The sequence below is a fragment of the Spirulina subsalsa PCC 9445 genome (genome assembly GCF_000314005.1).
Classification (GTDB): domain Bacteria; phylum Cyanobacteriota; class Cyanobacteriia; order Cyanobacteriales; family Spirulinaceae; genus Spirulina_A; species Spirulina_A subsalsa.
Map to the genome: position 1 here is coordinate 1,112,448 of NZ_JH980292.1, position 16,416 is coordinate 1,128,863.

Sequence of the window (16,416 nt, forward strand, 5' to 3'; positions counted from 1 at the left end):
GCTGGGGCTAATTTTTCAACGCCAATCAAAGAATCTTCAAGCCAATATAACCGACAATAATTTCCGATACTCCCAAAGCTCTCGGCCATTTTGGACAACATTTTTAATTCTCTGTTCAATCCAAGGGATATGTTCTTGAATATGGGTAATCCGACTCCCATGAGGAATTCTATCCTCCTCCTCAACCCAGTCTCCAGCCTCATTAACTTGTGTAATTTTTATCGATAAAAAACTACAATTCCAACAATCTTGGGAACATAAACTAATCGGTAAACAGTCACTGACCCAAGCAAACGTCAAGCCTAATGCTCGTTGATTTTGATAGAATACCTCCACTAAATAAAGCAGAGAAAGTTCATTCAAAACCATCTCTAATTTCATCTAATCTTCTCCTAAAGGGGTTAACAAAGCCTCTAAACTCTTATCCCACTCATCAAAAAAACCATCAGGCCATTCATCAATTCTCCCCTGTTTATCTATATGGGGTGAAATGACTTTTGTTTTCGATTCTCCCCGCCTTTCAAAACGTTCTAAATAATGAAGCTGCACATCATCAGGGCTGAGTTTACCATGATAAACGGCTAAACGAAGACCATTCAAAACATGATCACTATGGGTTTCTACGACAATTTGAATCCCACAACTAGCGTCTAGTGCCAGCAATTCTCCCATCTTCGCTTGTCCTTTAGGATGTAGATGAGCCTCTGGATTTTCTAATAAAATCAAACTACCGGGTTGTGCAGACAGAATCGCCACAATAATCGGTAATGTATAGCTAATCCCAAATCCTACATTAGTGGCACGATAAGGATTACTCAGTCCATAGAAATATTTTAAGCTGACTAAATCAAGTTGGGAACTGGCTTGAACATTAATCCTTGTACCGGGGCTAATTTCCCCTAGCCAAGCTTCTACTTGGTTAATAAGCAATAGTGATTCTTGAGCCGGATGTTTTAAGACAGGTGAGGCGATTTTTTCGGAGCGATAAACAGATAAAAAATAAGCCGTGTATTCTCCTTGACTCCCTAATTGTTTATGCTGTCTTACTTGAAAATCTGAGATTTCTAGATACGTTCGAGAACCTATTCTTTCAGCTTGAAGGTATTGGAAACTATCATCAAATAGGCTATAATCATAAATCTTGCTATCCAGAACAGGAGCATTGAGTTCTAATACATCGACGGCTTTATTGTAGTTAAACGTCCAGTTGGCTACAATGCCATTGTTTAAGGCAAGTTCTAGGCTAATTAGATCCTCTGTTGCCCCTTCAAAAAGTGCATCTTGTGCTGTACCAATTCTAACCAGTTCTCCGTTGAGGGCTAAACCTTGATGGGGTAAAAGATTCTGTTGGTAAGATTGACGCAGTAATAAAAGAGAATGGATAATCGAGGATTTTCCACTACTGTTCAATCCCGAAAGTAGGGTTAAGTTTTTAAAATCAAAGGCTTGCTGCTCAAAACATTTAAAGTTTTTCAAAGTCAATTGTTTAATCATGGTAAGATATTTTGAACTAATTTTTGTATATTGATAAAGCGAGTTTTAACCTGCTCACTGGCTTGAGAAATAGAGCGCAAAAAATCAGGATTATGATCAATAAGCTCGGTAAATTGATCAAGTAACTCTGTTTTATGCTCAATCAGATATTGTATTTCAGCATCATCTAATTTAGTTAAGGTTGTAGACCACGCTTCAAACAATGCCTGATTGAGTGGATAGCGTCTTGAGGCTTTACGGGAAATTTTGCGAAACGCATTATCGCCAAAAATCTCATAGGCAGCTTGCATTGCTCGTTTAAAGTCTTGCTCAATCTTGTTACTTTCTGCTTCAGTCAAACTTTGATTAAGCTGCTTCATGGTTTCACCGAAAAACATATCTCGACTGGCAAATTGGCTATATTTGTCATAACCCTGTAGATAATAAGCCAAAAAACCGAGAACAAATTCTTGATCAACCATGCGTTCTTTTCTCTTAGATTTATCTAGCTGGGTGACTGTAATAAATTCTGGAAGTTTGGCTAAACGACGCAAAAGTTCTGTTGATTTGCCTTGGTTTAGGGCGTTGCGAATTTCTTGGGGAGAGAGAGGAACGCCACCTGTGTTAATTCGTCGGAAAATATTATATTTTACAGCAGGTGGAGTCCCTGGTTCAATCGTTGATAGAATCAATTCCGTTTCTAGAATGCGTCGTTGATATTTACGATGCAGTTCTTTATAAGTTGTATCTTTTAGGTCTGTTAAATATTGTAATCCGGTTAATTTTAAGGGCTTTTCTTCGTCTAAAATAAACTCTTTGAGAGCAGTTAATCGTTGTAGTCCATCAATCACAACCCACCGATCATCCTCTGTGGCATCAATATAAAAGGCAGGTAAAGGAATCCGAATGAGGATGGATTCAATCAGTCTACTTTTTGCGTCATTCGTCCAAATTCCAGGTTTGCGCTGAAAATCTGGTGCAAGGTCTAGTTCATTGTATTTAATCCGTTGGAGAATTAAATCAATGGTGATTTTGCGAGTGTCAATTCTAATTTGAGTAGGATCAAAAAATTCGTTTAGACCCTCATCATTGACTTCCTTTTCTAGGTCTTCGTTTTCTAGGTCAAAGTCGCTGGTGTCTGGGGTGATTTCTTCAGTCATCGTGATTTTTCCTCCTACTACTGATTTTAAGGGCGATGCTACCCAACGCTACGCACCCCCAAACCCACTTAACCCACCCCAGCACACCACACGCAAGACACCACAAGGGGTCTAGATGGCCTCATACCCCCTTCAAACCCCCCCCACCGATCATTCTGCCCCCAACACCCTCCAACCCCTATCCTTCCCCCAATTCCCGAGAATCCCTGTGGATTCGCGCCAATCTTGTTACAATACTTAACTAAGCAAGGTTAAACCCCCTTGAGTCATTAAGATTCATTTTATATTTACCTTAAACGCCCTATGCCTCAATCTACACCTTACTCCTCCTCCACAGTTTTAGAACAACGGTTAGAACCCGATGAGGAGTTTACTCGACCGGAAAAAATTCGTACTGTCCTAGATACCGATACCCTTTCAGCCAGTGAAATAGGACACTATAATCCAGACCTAATTATTGCTTATTACCGACGGCATCCCCTACAAGTGATCGGTCGTCTCATCGCTATATTACTTCCCCTTCTCTCCTTTTGCTTCAAAATTTGGTTAGACAAAACTCAAGGCAAAGTCGCTAAAAATCAACGCAAACGGGCTGTTAAATTACGGGAAATTTTAACTCGTTTAGGCCCAACCTATATTAAAGTGGGACAAGCCCTCTCAACTCGTCCTGATTTAGTACCCCCTCTCTATTTAGAAGAATTAGCCTATTTACAAGACCAATTACCCCCCTTCTCTAATGATATTGCCTATCGTTTTATTGAAGAAGAATTAGGCGACCATCCCCGAGAAATTTATGCAGAATTAAGTCCTAATCCAGTGGCCGCCGCGTCCCTCGGGCAGGTGTATAAAGGAAGACTAAAAACCGGAGAAATTGTGGCCGTTAAAGTCCAACGCCCTGACCTCATTCGTCGCATTACTCTAGATGTTTATATTATGCGCAGTTTAGCGGCATGGGCGCAGAAAAATATTAAACGGCTACGCAGTGATTTAATTGCTATTACAGATGAATTTGCTGGGCGTATTTTTGAAGAAATGGATTATGCCCAAGAAGGACGCAATGCGGAGCTATTCGCCGAACTCTATGGTTATATTCCAGAAATTTATATCCCTCGTATTTATTGGGAATATACGGGTCGTCGTGTCTTAACAATGGAGTGGATTGAAGGCACAAAATTAACGAATTTAGAGAAAGTTCAAGCCCAAGGAATTGATGCGACCTATTTAGTGGAGGTGGGAGTTTCTTGTTCCTTACGTCAATTATTAGAACACGGGTTTTTCCACGCCGATCCTCATCCGGGGAATCTATTAGCTACTCCTGACGGGAAATTAGCTTACTTAGATTTTGGCATGATGAGCCAAATTAAGCCCTATCAACGCTATGGTTTAATTGAGGCCGTTGTGCATCTCGTCAATCGAGATTTTGACTCGTTAGCACAAGACTATATTAAGCTCGAATTTTTAACCCCAGATACGGATCTAACCCCAATTATTCCGGCTTTATCCAATGTGTTTGGCAATGCTTTAGGGGCGAGTGTAGCAGAGTTGAATTTTAAAAGCATTACCGACCAAATGTCGGAAATGATGTATGAGTTTCCTTTCCGGGTTCCTGCTTACTATGCCCTGATTATTCGCTCTTTGGTGACGCTAGAAGGGATTGCTATTGGCATTGACCCGGAGTTTAAGGTATTAAGTAAAGCTTACCCCTATATCGCCAAACGGTTACTAACGGATCCTTCCCCAGAATTGCGTGCCTCCTTACGGGATTTATTATTCCGAGATGGCAATTTTCGCTGGAATCGTTTAGAGAATTTGTTACGCAATGCCCGGAATTCCCAAGATTACGATTTTGATAAGGTGTTAAACCAGGCGTTGGATTTTCTGTTTTCACCTCGCGGGGAATTTATTCGGGAACGCTTGGTTGATGAAATTGTGAAAGCGATTGATGTTTATGGCCGACGGACGTTATTTAATTTCTCTTCGGCCGTGCGTCAACAGGTGGGGATGAAAGCGGAAACGATGCCCTCAGATTTGGCTGCAAGTTCTAATAGTGATAGCTTGCAACATTTGCAAAATATTTTACAAATGTTGAACGAAACACCGGGTTTTGATGTGATGCGTTTAGTGCCGTTAATTCCTGAATTGATTACAAAACCAGAAACCCAAGTCATGGGTCAAAAAATCGCCAGTGGTTTAGCGCAAAAAATGGCAGCGCGGTTAATTCGTAATTTGTTATTAGAAGCGGAGGCTAATAATAACAAGAAGCAGGAGGGAAAACAAGGGAATCCCTTTCCGTTTACTCCTCCCCGTCTCCCGCTTCCCCCTCAAGCGGCAATGCGGTAAAATCATTGATTTAGCCCAAGGAGTCTAATATGAGTGATGGTGTCTTAGTGTTTATTTGTGGTTCTGCTTTACGCGGCCAGCCGGATCATGGCACGATTGCGGATACAGAGTTGGTGAAAGTTGTCTCGACTCAACCCCGTTATCGTCTGCACTCGGTAGAGGATAAACACCCCGGAGTGTATGAGGTGGCCCAGGGGGGGATTGCCATTGTGGGGGAGTTATATAAGATGACTCAAGCCCAATATGCCCATCTACTGAGTAATGAACCGCCCCATCTCTATCCGGGGCCAATATTGCTGGAAGATGGTACCGAGGCGATCGCGATGTTATATCCTCGGGAGGTGATTGAGGAACGCCAGTATGTGGATATTTCCCATTATGGGGGATGGGCGGCGTATAAGGCCGATCAGGGTTAATTATGAGTATTACGCGGAAGTGGGCGAAACAGCAACAGCGCGCTTTAGAGGTGTTAGTCCGTCTAAAACGACTTTATCCTGATGCGACTTGTAGTTTAACCTATGAGACTCCGGTGCAGTTGTTGGTGGCTACGATTTTGTCAGCACAATGTACGGATGAACGGGTTAATCAAGTGACTCCGACGTTGTTTGCACAGTTTCCGGATGCGGTCGCTTTAGCGAGTTGCGATCGCGAAGTCCTAGAAAACCTCATCCGATCTACTGGTTTTTATCGCAACAAAGCCAAAAATATTCAAGGCGCTTGTCAGAAAATTATGACCGATTTCGGGGGAGAAGTCCCCCAACAGATGGAATTATTACTCACCTTACCCGGAGTGGCACGGAAAACCGCTAATGTCGTCCTAGCTCATGGTTTTGGTAAAATTCAAGGCGTTACCGTCGATACCCATGTTAAGCGCCTGAGTCAGCGTTTAGGGTTAACGGAACAAAATGATCCCGTGAAAATTGAACAGGATTTAATGCGTTTATTACCCCATCCTGATTGGGAAAACTGGTCGATTCGTTTAATCTATCATGGTCGCGCTATTTGTAAGGCCAGAAAGCCCGATTGTGGGGCCTGTGACCTTGCGGATCTCTGTCCTACGGTTGAACAGCCTCCTAGGGTTTCCGATGCCTTAAAAGCCCGTTTAGGTCGTGAATAGGCATGGTTCAAACCCTGAGATTCATTGACTTATTTGCAGGTTTGGGAGGAATGCGAATTGGGCTAGAAAATGCCTGTAAAAATCTACAAATCACCAGTCATTGTGTATTCACATCCGAAATAAAATCCTCTGCTGTAGCTGTTTATCGTCAATATTTCCCAGAACAAAAGATTCAGGGGGATATTCGGGACATTTCTAGTGATGACATTCCCGATTTTGATATTTTACTAGCCGGATTTCCTTGTCAACCCTTTAGTAGTGCGGGAACAAGGCAAGGTTTTTTAGACACACGAGGAACGCTTTTTTTTGAAATTCAACGAATTGTACAAGCAAAAAAACCGTTAGGCTTTCTCTTAGAAAATGTGGAAGGTTTAGCAAAGCATGATCAAGGCAGAACCTTAAAAACAATTTTACACTGTTTGCAATCCTTGGGTTATCAAGTGACATGGAACGTCCTCAACGGGAAAGATTTTGGCGTTGCCCAAAACCGCAAACGGATTTATCTAGCAGGACTTCGACAAAGCGTGATAAGTTGGGATTTCCCCCCCTATCCCCCTAAAAGACTTGCAGATATTTTAGACCGGGGACAACCGCTTTTAGAGAATACTTTCGCCCAGTTACTATTATCTCATTATACCCTAGACGAACTACAAGGAAAAGCGATTAAAGATAAACGAGGGGGAGAGGATAATATTCACAGTTGGGATCTTGAATTAAAGGGCAGTGTTTCACCGGAACAAAAAGCGTTATTAAATTTATTACTTAAACAAAGACGGAGAAAGCTATGGTCTGAGAAAAAGGGGATTCAATGGATGGACGGAATTCCTTTAACAGAAGAAGAAATTCACAGCTTTTATCCCCATTCTGCGTTATCGACTTTATTAGAGGATTTAGTCGAAAAAGGTTATCTTAAATATGAACACCCAAAAGATATTCAGTCTGTGGTTAATTCACAGGGAAATGTAGTCAAAAAGCGGGTCTATCGGGAAGATTTAGCCCAAGGTTATAATATTGTGGTGGGTAAGCTTAGTTTTCCCATTACGAAAATTCTCCATCCCCATGATGTGACTCCCACTTTAGTGGCTACTGATATGCAGAAATTAGCGGTAGTGGATGGGGAAGGGTTGAGATATTTAACTATTCGGGAGGGATTAAGGCTTTTTGGGTTTCCTGACGATTATAAGATTAATTTACCGCCAGAAAAGGCTTATGATTTACTGGGAAATACTGTTGTCATTCCGGTGATAGAAGCTATTGTGCAGAAGATGCTGGAGATGTCACTGTAATATCAATTTAACTTGAGTTTGTGCAGTAGGGGAAGTTTGGGGAACAGGGGAAATTCAGGCTTTTGCCCTCAAGTCTATTTAATTGGGTATAATCAGAAATCTGGTTTCTTAATGCCTTGATGTTTTGCCTACATCATATTTAGTCCGGTAAATAGTCTGAACTTAAGACTTGTTCGACAGAATAAGAACAACGGACTGGAAACGTTTTGAGGGGTAATCCAGTTTCATCTGCGGCCTGTGCGCGGGCGTTTTCATAACAGTCTTTCCATACTTTCTCAAGGTAGGGAACTAAACTGGGTGAGTCTTTTAAATCCTCTTTAATTTGTCTACGATGCTCTCGCAAACTGCCGCGCCAACTTCCAGTTCTCCCTAGGGGTTGATATTGCCATTTTAGCAGATGAAGGAAAACAATAATCAGGTTACTTTTAAGACTTTTTCGCTCTCGTTTTGCCATATCTTCCAATTCTTCCAGCAAATTTTCCCAGTCCACATGAGCATAATTTTGCTGACGTAGTTGTTCGACTGTGGTTTCTATCCAGCGCACAAAGTCAGTATTATAAAGGTCAGCTTGGCTAACTTTAAGTTCAGTTGACATAATGGTTTTATCCTATTTTTTGCTGTCCATTTTCTAACTCCCCGTAGGTTAGGCACAGGAAAAGCACAACCCACCAAACCCCTAGGAGATTCTTCACGAAGAAACGGCAAGAGAATCAGGAATCACTTCTGAGAGGGGAGGATTGTTAAAACCCTGTTTCGGTAAGAGGACGATAAACTCAGTATAGACTCCAACTTCACTGTTAACGGTAATGTCTCCTTGATGGATGGCTGCGATCGCCTCATAAGTCAAGGATAACCCCAATCCTGTCCCTTCCCCCGTCGGTTTGGTCGTGAAGAAAGGGTTAAAAATTTGGTCGATAATCTCTGGGGGGATACCTTCCCCATTATCGCGGATTGTCATTTGCACGCGATCGCCTAAATTCATCGTCGTCACCTCCAAACAAGGGTTAAATCCCTCCCCCTCAGCCAACTTCCTACTCCTCAACGTATCGCAAGCATTACTAAAAATATTCAAAAACGCCTTAGAAATCTCTTTCGGAATCAGTTGCACCTCCCCAATATTCGGATCATAAACCGTTTTAAAATCAATCAATACCGTATTTTGTTTAACCGATAAACCTTGCTGAACTAAACTTAACGTATCCGAAATTAACTCATTAAACAGCACAAACTCTGGTTTTTCCTTGCCATCATGAGCGTGCATCATCATACTTTTAACAATATTCTCAATCCGTTGTCCGTGATGAGAAATGGACTGTAACCCCTCCTTAAATAACCCTAAAATATCCTGAATATTTTCAACCGAATCCTCCTCTATTTTCTCATACTGCGGCTCTAACTCCTCCGCTAACTCCTCCGCTAACTCTAAAGATGTTCCCGAAAAGTTATTAACAAAATTTAGAGGATTGCGAATTTCATGAGCCACCCCCGCCGTTAATGACCCTAAAAAAGCTAATTTTTCCTGAGCAATCATTTGCTTTTGCGTCGTCTGTAACTTCTGTAATGTTTGCTCCAACTCCTCATTCTTTAACTTAAGTTCTAACGTTCTTTGCTCAACCTTCAACTCCAAATTTGCCGCATAATCCAACAATCTTTTCTGAGAAATTAAAATATTATCAATTAATGTCCAGATAATATGAGTAATAGTCGCACCATATAAACCAAACAAAGGCGGAATAAAAGGCAACCAGATCCCTAGAATCATTAACAAATAAGCAGATGTCACTAAGCCCGTACTGGCTAAAGTTAAATTACTGAACGTCGGAATAATTAATAACTTTTCGACATTTTCAATCGACTTCCAACGACAAACCCAAGTTGTACCCACAAGGGAAAATATTAACAACATCCCCCACTCCAACCCCCTAGGCAAGGGACGAATAATAGGACGTTCTTCTAATACACCACTGATAATCATGCTAGCAATATTGGCATGAATTTCCACCCCGGCCATCATCTCTGGCGTTTCAATAAACGTGCTACTATAAGGCGTAAAAAATACATCTTTGAGACTGCGTGCCGTTGAACCAATTAAGACCACCCGATCCTCAAATAAATTAGGCTCTATACGACCTTCTAAAACATCATGGAGCGAAACAGTATTAAATGATCTCTGAATGCCACGATAATTAATGAAAACTTGGTATCCTTCATCTTCAGCGCGCACATATCCCCCATCATTTTGAGCAAAAGGAGAAAAGCGCGCTGGACCAAAGCCGATAGTTGTTTCATCTAACATTTGCGGGGAAATTTCCTCCGCTTCTAAATACTTCCCCGCTAAGAGAAAACCTAACCCTAAAACAACTTGACCCTGATCATCACTGACGGACAGAAAAGCACGGCGAATTTTACTATCTACGTCCATCGGTAAATCATTAGAGCTAATGCGGTTGACATCTTTTAAGCTAGGAGGAGGTGCAATAGATGAACCTTGATGATAGCCCACAACGCGGCGAATCACCACTAATTCAGGGGTATTTTGTAACACTTCTACCCATTTTTCATGACCCGGTTCTACCGGAAGATCACGATAGAGATCTAAACCAATCGCCCTCGGTTTTTGTTCCCGGATAAGGGTGACTAATTTAGCCAGCATTTCATCAGACATCGGCCACCGTTGAAGTTTTTGTAAATCCCTTTCTTCAATGCCAATAATGACCACTCGGTTATCTTGAATTTCCGCAGGTTTTAACCGGAGAAGTTGATCATAACTCCAGAGTTCTAGAAGTTGTAAAATACCCACATAACGAAATAGAAGTAACCCACTGGTGACACTTAAGGTAACAATTGCAACTCGTCGCCAAGGGGCTAGGACTTTGACTAATTTTTGGGGTAGATTATGCCACATCAGCCGTTATTCAGTGAACAGAGAACAAGATGCACCATGAACGGGTATGGGAATGGCTATAGATAACCGTCCTCGATATCTTTTTTTAAAATTTTACCAATTTTTTGATACTCACGGCGAACCCCTTGGATAATATGAACCCTTTCGACTTGACGGCCTTCACTCGCTGCCAAAAACGCCGATTTTAAAGCAATATTCCGAATATTCCCCCCCGTTAGCTCAAAATTATGGGCTAGAAAACTAAATCCTAAATCCCCATGACAGGGAGTTTTCGCAGGGAACGCCTTTTGCCAAATTTCGTATCGTTGTTTTTCATTCGGTAAAGAGAAATCAATGATAAATTGAAGTCGCCGAGTAAACGCTTCATCCATATTATTACAAAGATTCGTTGTTAAAATGGCTAACCCTTCATACTCCTCCATTTTTTGAAGTAGATAACTCACCTCCAAATTAGCATAACGATCATGAGCATCTTTAACATTACTTCGCTTACCAAATAAAGCATCCGCTTCATCAAAAAGTAGAATAACATTAGCGTGAGTTGCGGCCTCAAAAATTTTATTGAGATTTTTCTCCGTCTCCCCAATATATTTATTAACGACCTGAGATAAATCAATCTTGTAAAGATCAAACTGTAACTCTTGGGCAATCACTTCAGCCGCCATAGTTTTCCCCGTACCAGATGGACCAGAAAACATAACATTTAGCCCCCTTCCCAAGGATTGTTTTTCCTTGAATCCCCAAGTTTCCCAAACTAAATTTTTAAACTTGATTTGATTGCAAATTTCTTGCAGTTGACCTTTTTGGTAAGTTGACAAAATAATATCGTCCCAAACATACTTAGGATTAACTTTTTTTGCAAGCTCATCTAAAGAATGATCTGATATTCTTCGCGCAGCACGAAAAAGATCATGGGCTTGTATAGTGTCTAAAACCTCTGAATCATCTAAGTTTTGCCACTTTTTATAATGATCTGCCATAGTAACCGCGTTGGCGATTTGCTGAGAATTAAGCTGAAAACGACCGCTTAAACTGATGATATCCTCTGGGCTTAAGTTAATCTTTAAAGCTTGTAAATTTTTTTGCCAAAAATAATGACGTTGCTTAAAATCTAAATCAGGGAAATCAACCGTTAAAATACCTTTTATTTTTATGCCTGCATTGTCCCAAGCTGAAACGCCACTTAAAATCACAACGCTAGAATAATGAGATAATTGAGTGAGTAATTCTTGATAAAATACTTGACAATCTGAATTTTTTATGCTATCTAAATTCATCAAAAATAAAAGAGTATTTTGTAACTGACTAGCTTGTAACAAAACTCTTAACACTGTGCTAAATTCTTGGATATTTGAGCGGGGAATTTTATTGATGTTTGCCCTCCATAAAGATATAGTTAAAGTCTGGGCTATATTTTGAACCATACAATCTTTTAGCCATTCTTCTCCTCCGGAGAAATACAGCATTAAAGGTTCTTTATTCAACCTGCTTTGTTTGACAAATTCCGGTAAAGCCTTTTTGATTCGAGGGGATAAGGGTAAATCCTCATCACAAACTTTTGGCGTTATAATTTGACAAAAAGCACTGAGGCGTTCATCCAGTCCTTCCTGTCCAAGCAGCAAACGAACCACGAGGGGATCTAGTTTAATAATATGAGCCAGTAAAGAAGGAAAAGATTGATGAGGATCGGGGATTAGGTGAAGTAATCCAGAGTGAATCAAGGGTGCTTCTGGTGCAAAATGAACGCGCTGACTCATTTTTTCCAGCGCTGAAGTACAGAGTAAATTGAGGCATAAATCCACAGTAGGACGTTTTGCTCTAACATCATCCTGTAGATAGACATAAAGGCGTTCATAACGACGATCCAGTTCCGGTGCGATCGCGATCGCCAACACACCCACATCAAACTCATCTAAACCAAACTCCTCTTGCAACCAAGCCAAAGCAGACGTATCCGGAGTTCCACTCACCACAAAACGCGCATCCTCTGCATCAGGAGAGGGAAAGCGTGGCTCACTCGGCACTTGCGTTAAGAGTTGTTTCACCTCCAACTCCCCAATCTGAATCCCCCTATAGGGATCCCCCCGGGAATCCGCTTGAAAAAGAGCTTCCGCCGCCATCATAGCGACATTAAGACGCTGATCTAATTGGTGTAACAAATCAATTAACGAATTCATGTAACTTAAATCAACATCAACTATTACTTTAATTGCAATACAGATTTATCGAAATATACTGATTTATCTATTGGAAGTTTTCACCACCCCCCTTTAGCAACGGTGTAATAGGGGGTTGAACTCGCTAAGACTCCTCCGATTCGATTTTTGCGATCGCCTCCTCCGCACTTATATCCGTAAACATCACCTGCAAAAGTCCCCCTAAATACCGCTCAAACGTTATGACATTGATTGACAAACACTCCTCAATCATCGCAGCAGGATCCACCTCACCCGCAAACTGAACACTCGTTTTAAATCGCACCTCACCATCCCGATAATCAAACTCAAAATTTCCAAACTTCAACCCAAAATTAGCACGAGTCAAAAACTCCTGAACACCCTCAAACCTATCGACAGACACCTTATTAGGACAAATCGAATAAATCAGCAACTGTTGATACGACTCAATACACTTGACCAATGTAACCCACGTTGTAGACTCGCCATTAAAATCAATTCTTAAGACCGAATCCCCAAGAACAGAAAACTGCCAGCCTTGTTTTTCCAGAATCCCTTCTGTCGCCTGTATAAGCATAAAAACTCAACTCAAATCATAATAGCTAACTCGAATTTTACTCCAAACCCCTAACCCCTGTCCTTGAGAAAAGACAAAGATTGATCAACATCATCCTAACGAGTTCGCGATTTCTTTTTCAATGACAGCAATTTGCTTCTCAAAGTCATCATCAAGTTTAACCATCTCCTGAAGTAAATCCTGCTCAACACGATTCAGATTTTCTTTTGTTTTATCCATCTCAGCAATATTATTCATCCCCTCGCCCAGTTCGAGATTTTGCAAATTGGCAATTGCAGCCTCTACATCTCGCAACACAGTATTTGCTTTTTCCCTAGCCTCAATAGCACTTTGCAGGAATTGTGAATGCAACTCATGTTTTTGAGAATATTTAATTTGAAGCTCAGTTAACTTTTCAATACGCTTGACAAAGCTATGAGTATCCTTAATCCCAAGCTCCGTCAACTTCACCAAAGTTTTTTCCTTAATACTTTCCTTGGTTTGATTTTTAAAATCCGAAGCTTTTGCTTTCAAATCCGATGCCTTAATTTTTATTTCAGAGATTTGATCCGCTATCTCAGGGAAACTCTCTGCTGCTTTTAGCTTCATCTTTGCACACTCATCCTTTCCAAATTTTTTGATCTCTGTATAGCCTATTCTGATCTCATTTCTCTTGTTGTTTATTTTTTCTTTTAATTTCTGTTTTTTAATATCATACTTATCTTTGATTTTATGATATGTATCTTGTAATTCATCTGGAATAAATTCTTTAGCTATATCTTTAACTGTTTCAAAACCTTCTTTTGTCTTTTTAGCAGCTTTTTTGAAAAAACTTGTAATAGAATGACTTGACTCTTCAGATTTTGGTTCGTCTTTATTCCCTAATTCTTTTGCCTGATCCCTCTCAGATCTTTCTTCTTGATTGAGTTTAGCTTCTTCCGCCGCCAACTCCTGATCTAACTTAGTGTTCATTGTCTCTAACAAAGCTTCCTCCTGCTCAATGTTCTTAGCAAGCTGGATCAAATCATTATAGCGAGACAACTTAATATCTATCTTACTTAAATTTTTAATGTATTTTTGACTCTTCTCCTCTTCCTTCTCAATCACTTTCTCCGTTTCATTCAGGACTCTGATATATTCAGCTTTAACTCCATTAATAATCTGCTTACGCTTTTCTCCACTACCAGCAATGTGCGTCGCCGCATCCCGTAAAAGTGCATCCGCCTTCTCTGGAGTAATCAATTCATAAGATCGTTCCTCCAACTTAATAGATTCCTTATCAAAACTGCCTGCAATGATCCCACTAAACTTCGGCTTTCCTATCTCAAACTTACCATTTTCATCAAATTCCATAAGGCCCTCTATTGCCCCACCCCCTAAACTACATTTCGCACGAATGCGATATAAATTTTTGGTGAAAAAGTATAAAGCTTGAGCTTGAACCCCTGCTGAAACTTCAACCTTAAACTCAGCCCTTGCATAGTATTTAGATTTTAATTGACTGGCATCAACCTTATGACTTTCCTCATCGTATTTGAACGAACCCTCAAGTTTCAGTCCACCCCGAAAATCAGCTTGACATTTTCCAGCTACAAACGCTTGAATTGCCGCAATATAAGCACTTCCAACACCTGCTTTAGCCTTCAAAGTAACCGCTAAAAAACCATTAATTTCTGGATTAACACCCACCTGCCAATCCTGTTCCGATTGCTTGGCAATTGAGCCTGCTAAACTAGCACCAATTCCCCCATTAATACCCAATTCCAGCCCAGCTTCTACACCCGGCACAATCGGGTAGTCCAAACTGATATTCGGCCAAGGTACTGAGTCACCCGGCAACTGAACACTTCCTTTGACCGTGAGTGCCGCATTCTCAACCTTTAGTCTTCCGTTATTGTTCCCCTGAGTCCGGTCTAATTTAATGGCACCTGTACCCTTAGCCGTCAGGTACTTCCCACAATTTAACTCCACCCCACCACTCGCCGTTGTACTGTATTGCGTTGCCTGACCTTCAACAGTAACAGTGGGATTTGTAATCGAGAGAATACTACCAATGGAGATTGTGTCAGTGCTGACTGTAACTTTATCCCAATCCAACCCTTTCTCATTAATTTCGACCTTGGTGGCTGTCACTGTAGTATTGTTCAGTTTGGGGATGGTAATCCCTGCTTTCCCTATCGTTACCTTAGTGTTTTTGTGGTCGTATTGAATATCACTGGTACTAAAATTCAGCAGGTTAGCAATGGTTCCCTCAATCCCAACGTCCTTTTGTTGGCATCCCCATTTCCCTTCCTCATAGGTCACGGTCAGATGACCCTTCCCTTTCAAGGCGAGGAGTTCGGGTGAACCCAAATCTATCCCAAAGTCTCCCTCAAATTTTGACTTGTACTTTTCACTAGCTCCGGCAATGGTGGCGTGGGCATCGGTTAGACTGACGTAATTGCCTAGGGCTAAATCGGGGGCCTTGAGTTCGACTTTTTCCCAGTCCAAGCCGTTTTGGTTAATTAGAGCTTTACTGACTGTGGCTTTACTGACTGTAGCTTTGGCATTGTTCGGGTCGGGAACACTGACCTCGGCTTTCCCGATGCTGACGGTTTTGCTGCTGTGGTCGTATTGAATATTACTGGCACTAAAGTTCAACAGGTTAGCAATGGTTCCTTCAATGCCAACGTCCTTTTGTTCACATCCCCATTTCCCTTCCTCATAGGTCACGGTCAGATGACCATTCCCTTTCAATGCTAGGAGGTCGGGTGAACCCAAATCTATCCCAAAGTCTCCCTCAAATTTTGACTTGTACTTTTCAGATGCTCCGGCAATGGTGGCTTGAGCATCGGTGAGACTGACGTAAGTCCCTAGGGTTAACTTGGGGGCTTTGAGTTGGACTTCTTTCCAGTTCAAGCCACTGGGGTCAATCTTGGCTTCACTCACACTAGCCGTGACGTTGTTGAGGTCAGGAACGCTGATTCCTGCTTTCTCTATGGTGACGGTTTTACTGCTGTGGTCGTATTGAATATTACTAGCACTAAAGTTGAGCAGGTTAGCAATGGTTCCCTCAATGCCAACGTCCTTTTGTTCACATCCCCATTTCCCTTCCTCATAGGTCACGGTCAGATGACCCTTCCCTTTCAAGGCTAGGAGGTCGGGTGAACCCAAATCTATCCCAAAGTCTCCCTCAAATTTCGACTTGTACTTTTCAGATGCTCCGGCAATGGTGGCTTGAGCGTTGGTCAGACTAACGTAATTTCCTAGGGCTAACTTGGGGGCTTTAAGTTGGACTTCTTTCCAGTTCAAGCCACTGGGGTCAATCTTGGCTTCACTCACACTAGCCGTGACGTTGTTGAGGTCAGGAACGCTGATTTCTGCTTTCTCTATGGTGACGGTTTTACTGCTGTGGTCGTATTG

The 16,416-nt window shown here is 41.4% G+C and carries 12 protein-coding genes; 4 read left to right on the plus strand and 8 right to left on the minus strand.

The window, feature by feature from the left end; all coding sequences use genetic code 11:
• Positions 1–36: 36 nt before the first annotated feature.
• Genes SPI9445_RS0105330 through SPI9445_RS0105340 form a run of 3 tightly spaced genes read right to left on the minus strand, consistent with a single transcriptional unit; the run spans position 37 to position 2,633 of the window.
• Positions 37–381: a hypothetical protein gene (locus tag SPI9445_RS0105330; protein ID WP_017303701.1), complete on the minus strand. Its 345-nt coding sequence runs from the start codon at positions 379–381 to the stop codon at positions 37–39.
• Complete coding sequence (locus tag SPI9445_RS0105335; protein ID WP_017303702.1) at positions 382–1,494, minus strand: AAA family ATPase; 1,113 nt, start codon at positions 1,492–1,494, stop codon at positions 382–384.
• Positions 1,491–2,633 (minus strand): DUF262 domain-containing protein, encoded by a 1,143-nt coding sequence (locus SPI9445_RS0105340; RefSeq protein WP_017303703.1) that lies wholly within the window; start codon positions 2,631–2,633, stop codon positions 1,491–1,493. Before SPI9445_RS0105340 ends, SPI9445_RS0105335 begins: the two co-directional genes overlap by 4 nt.
• 303 nt (positions 2,634–2,936) lie before the next feature.
• Here SPI9445_RS0105340 and SPI9445_RS24445 point away from each other — a divergent pair, with 303 nt between their 5' ends.
• The 4 genes from SPI9445_RS24445 to dcm are packed head-to-tail and all read left to right on the plus strand — an operon-like array spanning position 2,937 to position 7,376.
• Complete coding sequence (locus SPI9445_RS24445) at positions 2,937–4,973, plus strand: ABC1 kinase family protein (protein ID WP_017303705.1); 2,037 nt, start codon at positions 2,937–2,939, stop codon at positions 4,971–4,973.
• A gap of 29 nt (positions 4,974–5,002) precedes the next feature.
• Complete coding sequence (locus tag SPI9445_RS0105355) at positions 5,003–5,389, plus strand: allophanate hydrolase-related protein (RefSeq protein WP_017303706.1); 387 nt, start codon at positions 5,003–5,005, stop codon at positions 5,387–5,389.
• Positions 5,390–5,391: 2 nt separating this feature from the next.
• Entirely contained in the window at positions 5,392–6,090 is a 699-nt protein-coding gene (gene nth / locus SPI9445_RS0105360; RefSeq protein ID WP_017303707.1) for an endonuclease III, read from the plus strand.
• Positions 6,091–6,092: 2 nt separating this feature from the next.
• A complete protein-coding gene (dcm, locus tag SPI9445_RS0105365) occupies positions 6,093–7,376 on the plus strand; it encodes a DNA (cytosine-5-)-methyltransferase (protein WP_017303708.1) in 1,284 nt (427 codons plus the stop codon).
• Between the two features lie 139 nt (positions 7,377–7,515).
• On the opposite strand, the gene SPI9445_RS0105370 is transcribed toward dcm, so the two are convergent.
• The 5 genes from SPI9445_RS0105370 to SPI9445_RS0105390 all read right to left on the minus strand — a co-directional run bounded on the left by SPI9445_RS0105370 (position 7,516) and on the right by SPI9445_RS0105390 (position 16,305).
• The gene (locus tag SPI9445_RS0105370) at positions 7,516–7,971 is read right to left on the minus strand and encodes a DUF29 domain-containing protein (RefSeq protein WP_017303709.1); all 456 of its coding nucleotides are present in this window, start codon (positions 7,969–7,971) and stop codon (positions 7,516–7,518) included.
• A 93-nt stretch (positions 7,972–8,064) separates the two neighbouring features.
• Positions 8,065–10,281: a CHASE2 domain-containing protein gene (locus tag SPI9445_RS27355; RefSeq protein WP_017303710.1), complete on the minus strand. Its 2,217-nt coding sequence runs from the start codon at positions 10,279–10,281 to the stop codon at positions 8,065–8,067.
• A gap of 56 nt (positions 10,282–10,337) precedes the next feature.
• On the minus strand, positions 10,338–12,458 hold the full coding sequence (locus SPI9445_RS0105380) for an ATP-binding protein (RefSeq protein WP_017303711.1): 2,121 nt from the start codon (positions 12,456–12,458) through the stop codon (positions 10,338–10,340).
• Between the two features lie 124 nt (positions 12,459–12,582).
• The gene (locus tag SPI9445_RS24455; protein WP_017303712.1) at positions 12,583–13,035 is read right to left on the minus strand and encodes a type III secretion system chaperone family protein; all 453 of its coding nucleotides are present in this window, start codon (positions 13,033–13,035) and stop codon (positions 12,583–12,585) included.
• Positions 13,036–13,125: 90 nt separating this feature from the next.
• On the minus strand, positions 13,126–16,305 hold the full coding sequence (locus SPI9445_RS0105390; RefSeq protein ID WP_237747927.1) for a hypothetical protein: 3,180 nt from the start codon (positions 16,303–16,305) through the stop codon (positions 13,126–13,128).
• Positions 16,306–16,416: the final 111 nt, after the last annotated feature.

Excerpts from the sequence above, each read along its gene's own strand:
- SPI9445_RS27355 (WP_017303710.1), bottom strand. The coding sequence starts at position 10,281 with ATGTGGCATAATCTACCCCAAAAATTAGTCAAAGTCCTAGCCCCTTGG.
- nth (WP_017303707.1), top strand. The coding sequence starts at position 5,392 with ATGAGTATTACGCGGAAGTGGGCGAAACAGCAACAGCGCGCTTTAGAG.
- dcm (WP_017303708.1), top strand. The coding sequence starts at position 6,093 with ATGGTTCAAACCCTGAGATTCATTGACTTATTTGCAGGTTTGGGAGGA.
- SPI9445_RS0105335 (WP_017303702.1), bottom strand. The coding sequence starts at position 1,494 with ATGATTAAACAATTGACTTTGAAAAACTTTAAATGTTTTGAGCAGCAA.
- SPI9445_RS0105340 (WP_017303703.1), bottom strand. The coding sequence starts at position 2,633 with ATGACTGAAGAAATCACCCCAGACACCAGCGACTTTGACCTAGAAAAC.
- SPI9445_RS0105380 (WP_017303711.1), bottom strand. The coding sequence starts at position 12,458 with ATGAATTCGTTAATTGATTTGTTACACCAATTAGATCAGCGTCTTAAT.
- SPI9445_RS24455 (WP_017303712.1), bottom strand. The coding sequence starts at position 13,035 with ATGCTTATACAGGCGACAGAAGGGATTCTGGAAAAACAAGGCTGGCAG.
- SPI9445_RS0105370 (WP_017303709.1), bottom strand. The coding sequence starts at position 7,971 with ATGTCAACTGAACTTAAAGTTAGCCAAGCTGACCTTTATAATACTGAC.
- SPI9445_RS0105330 (WP_017303701.1), bottom strand. The coding sequence starts at position 381 with ATGAAATTAGAGATGGTTTTGAATGAACTTTCTCTGCTTTATTTAGTG.
- SPI9445_RS0105355 (WP_017303706.1), top strand. The coding sequence starts at position 5,003 with ATGAGTGATGGTGTCTTAGTGTTTATTTGTGGTTCTGCTTTACGCGGC.
- SPI9445_RS24445 (WP_017303705.1), top strand. The coding sequence starts at position 2,937 with ATGCCTCAATCTACACCTTACTCCTCCTCCACAGTTTTAGAACAACGG.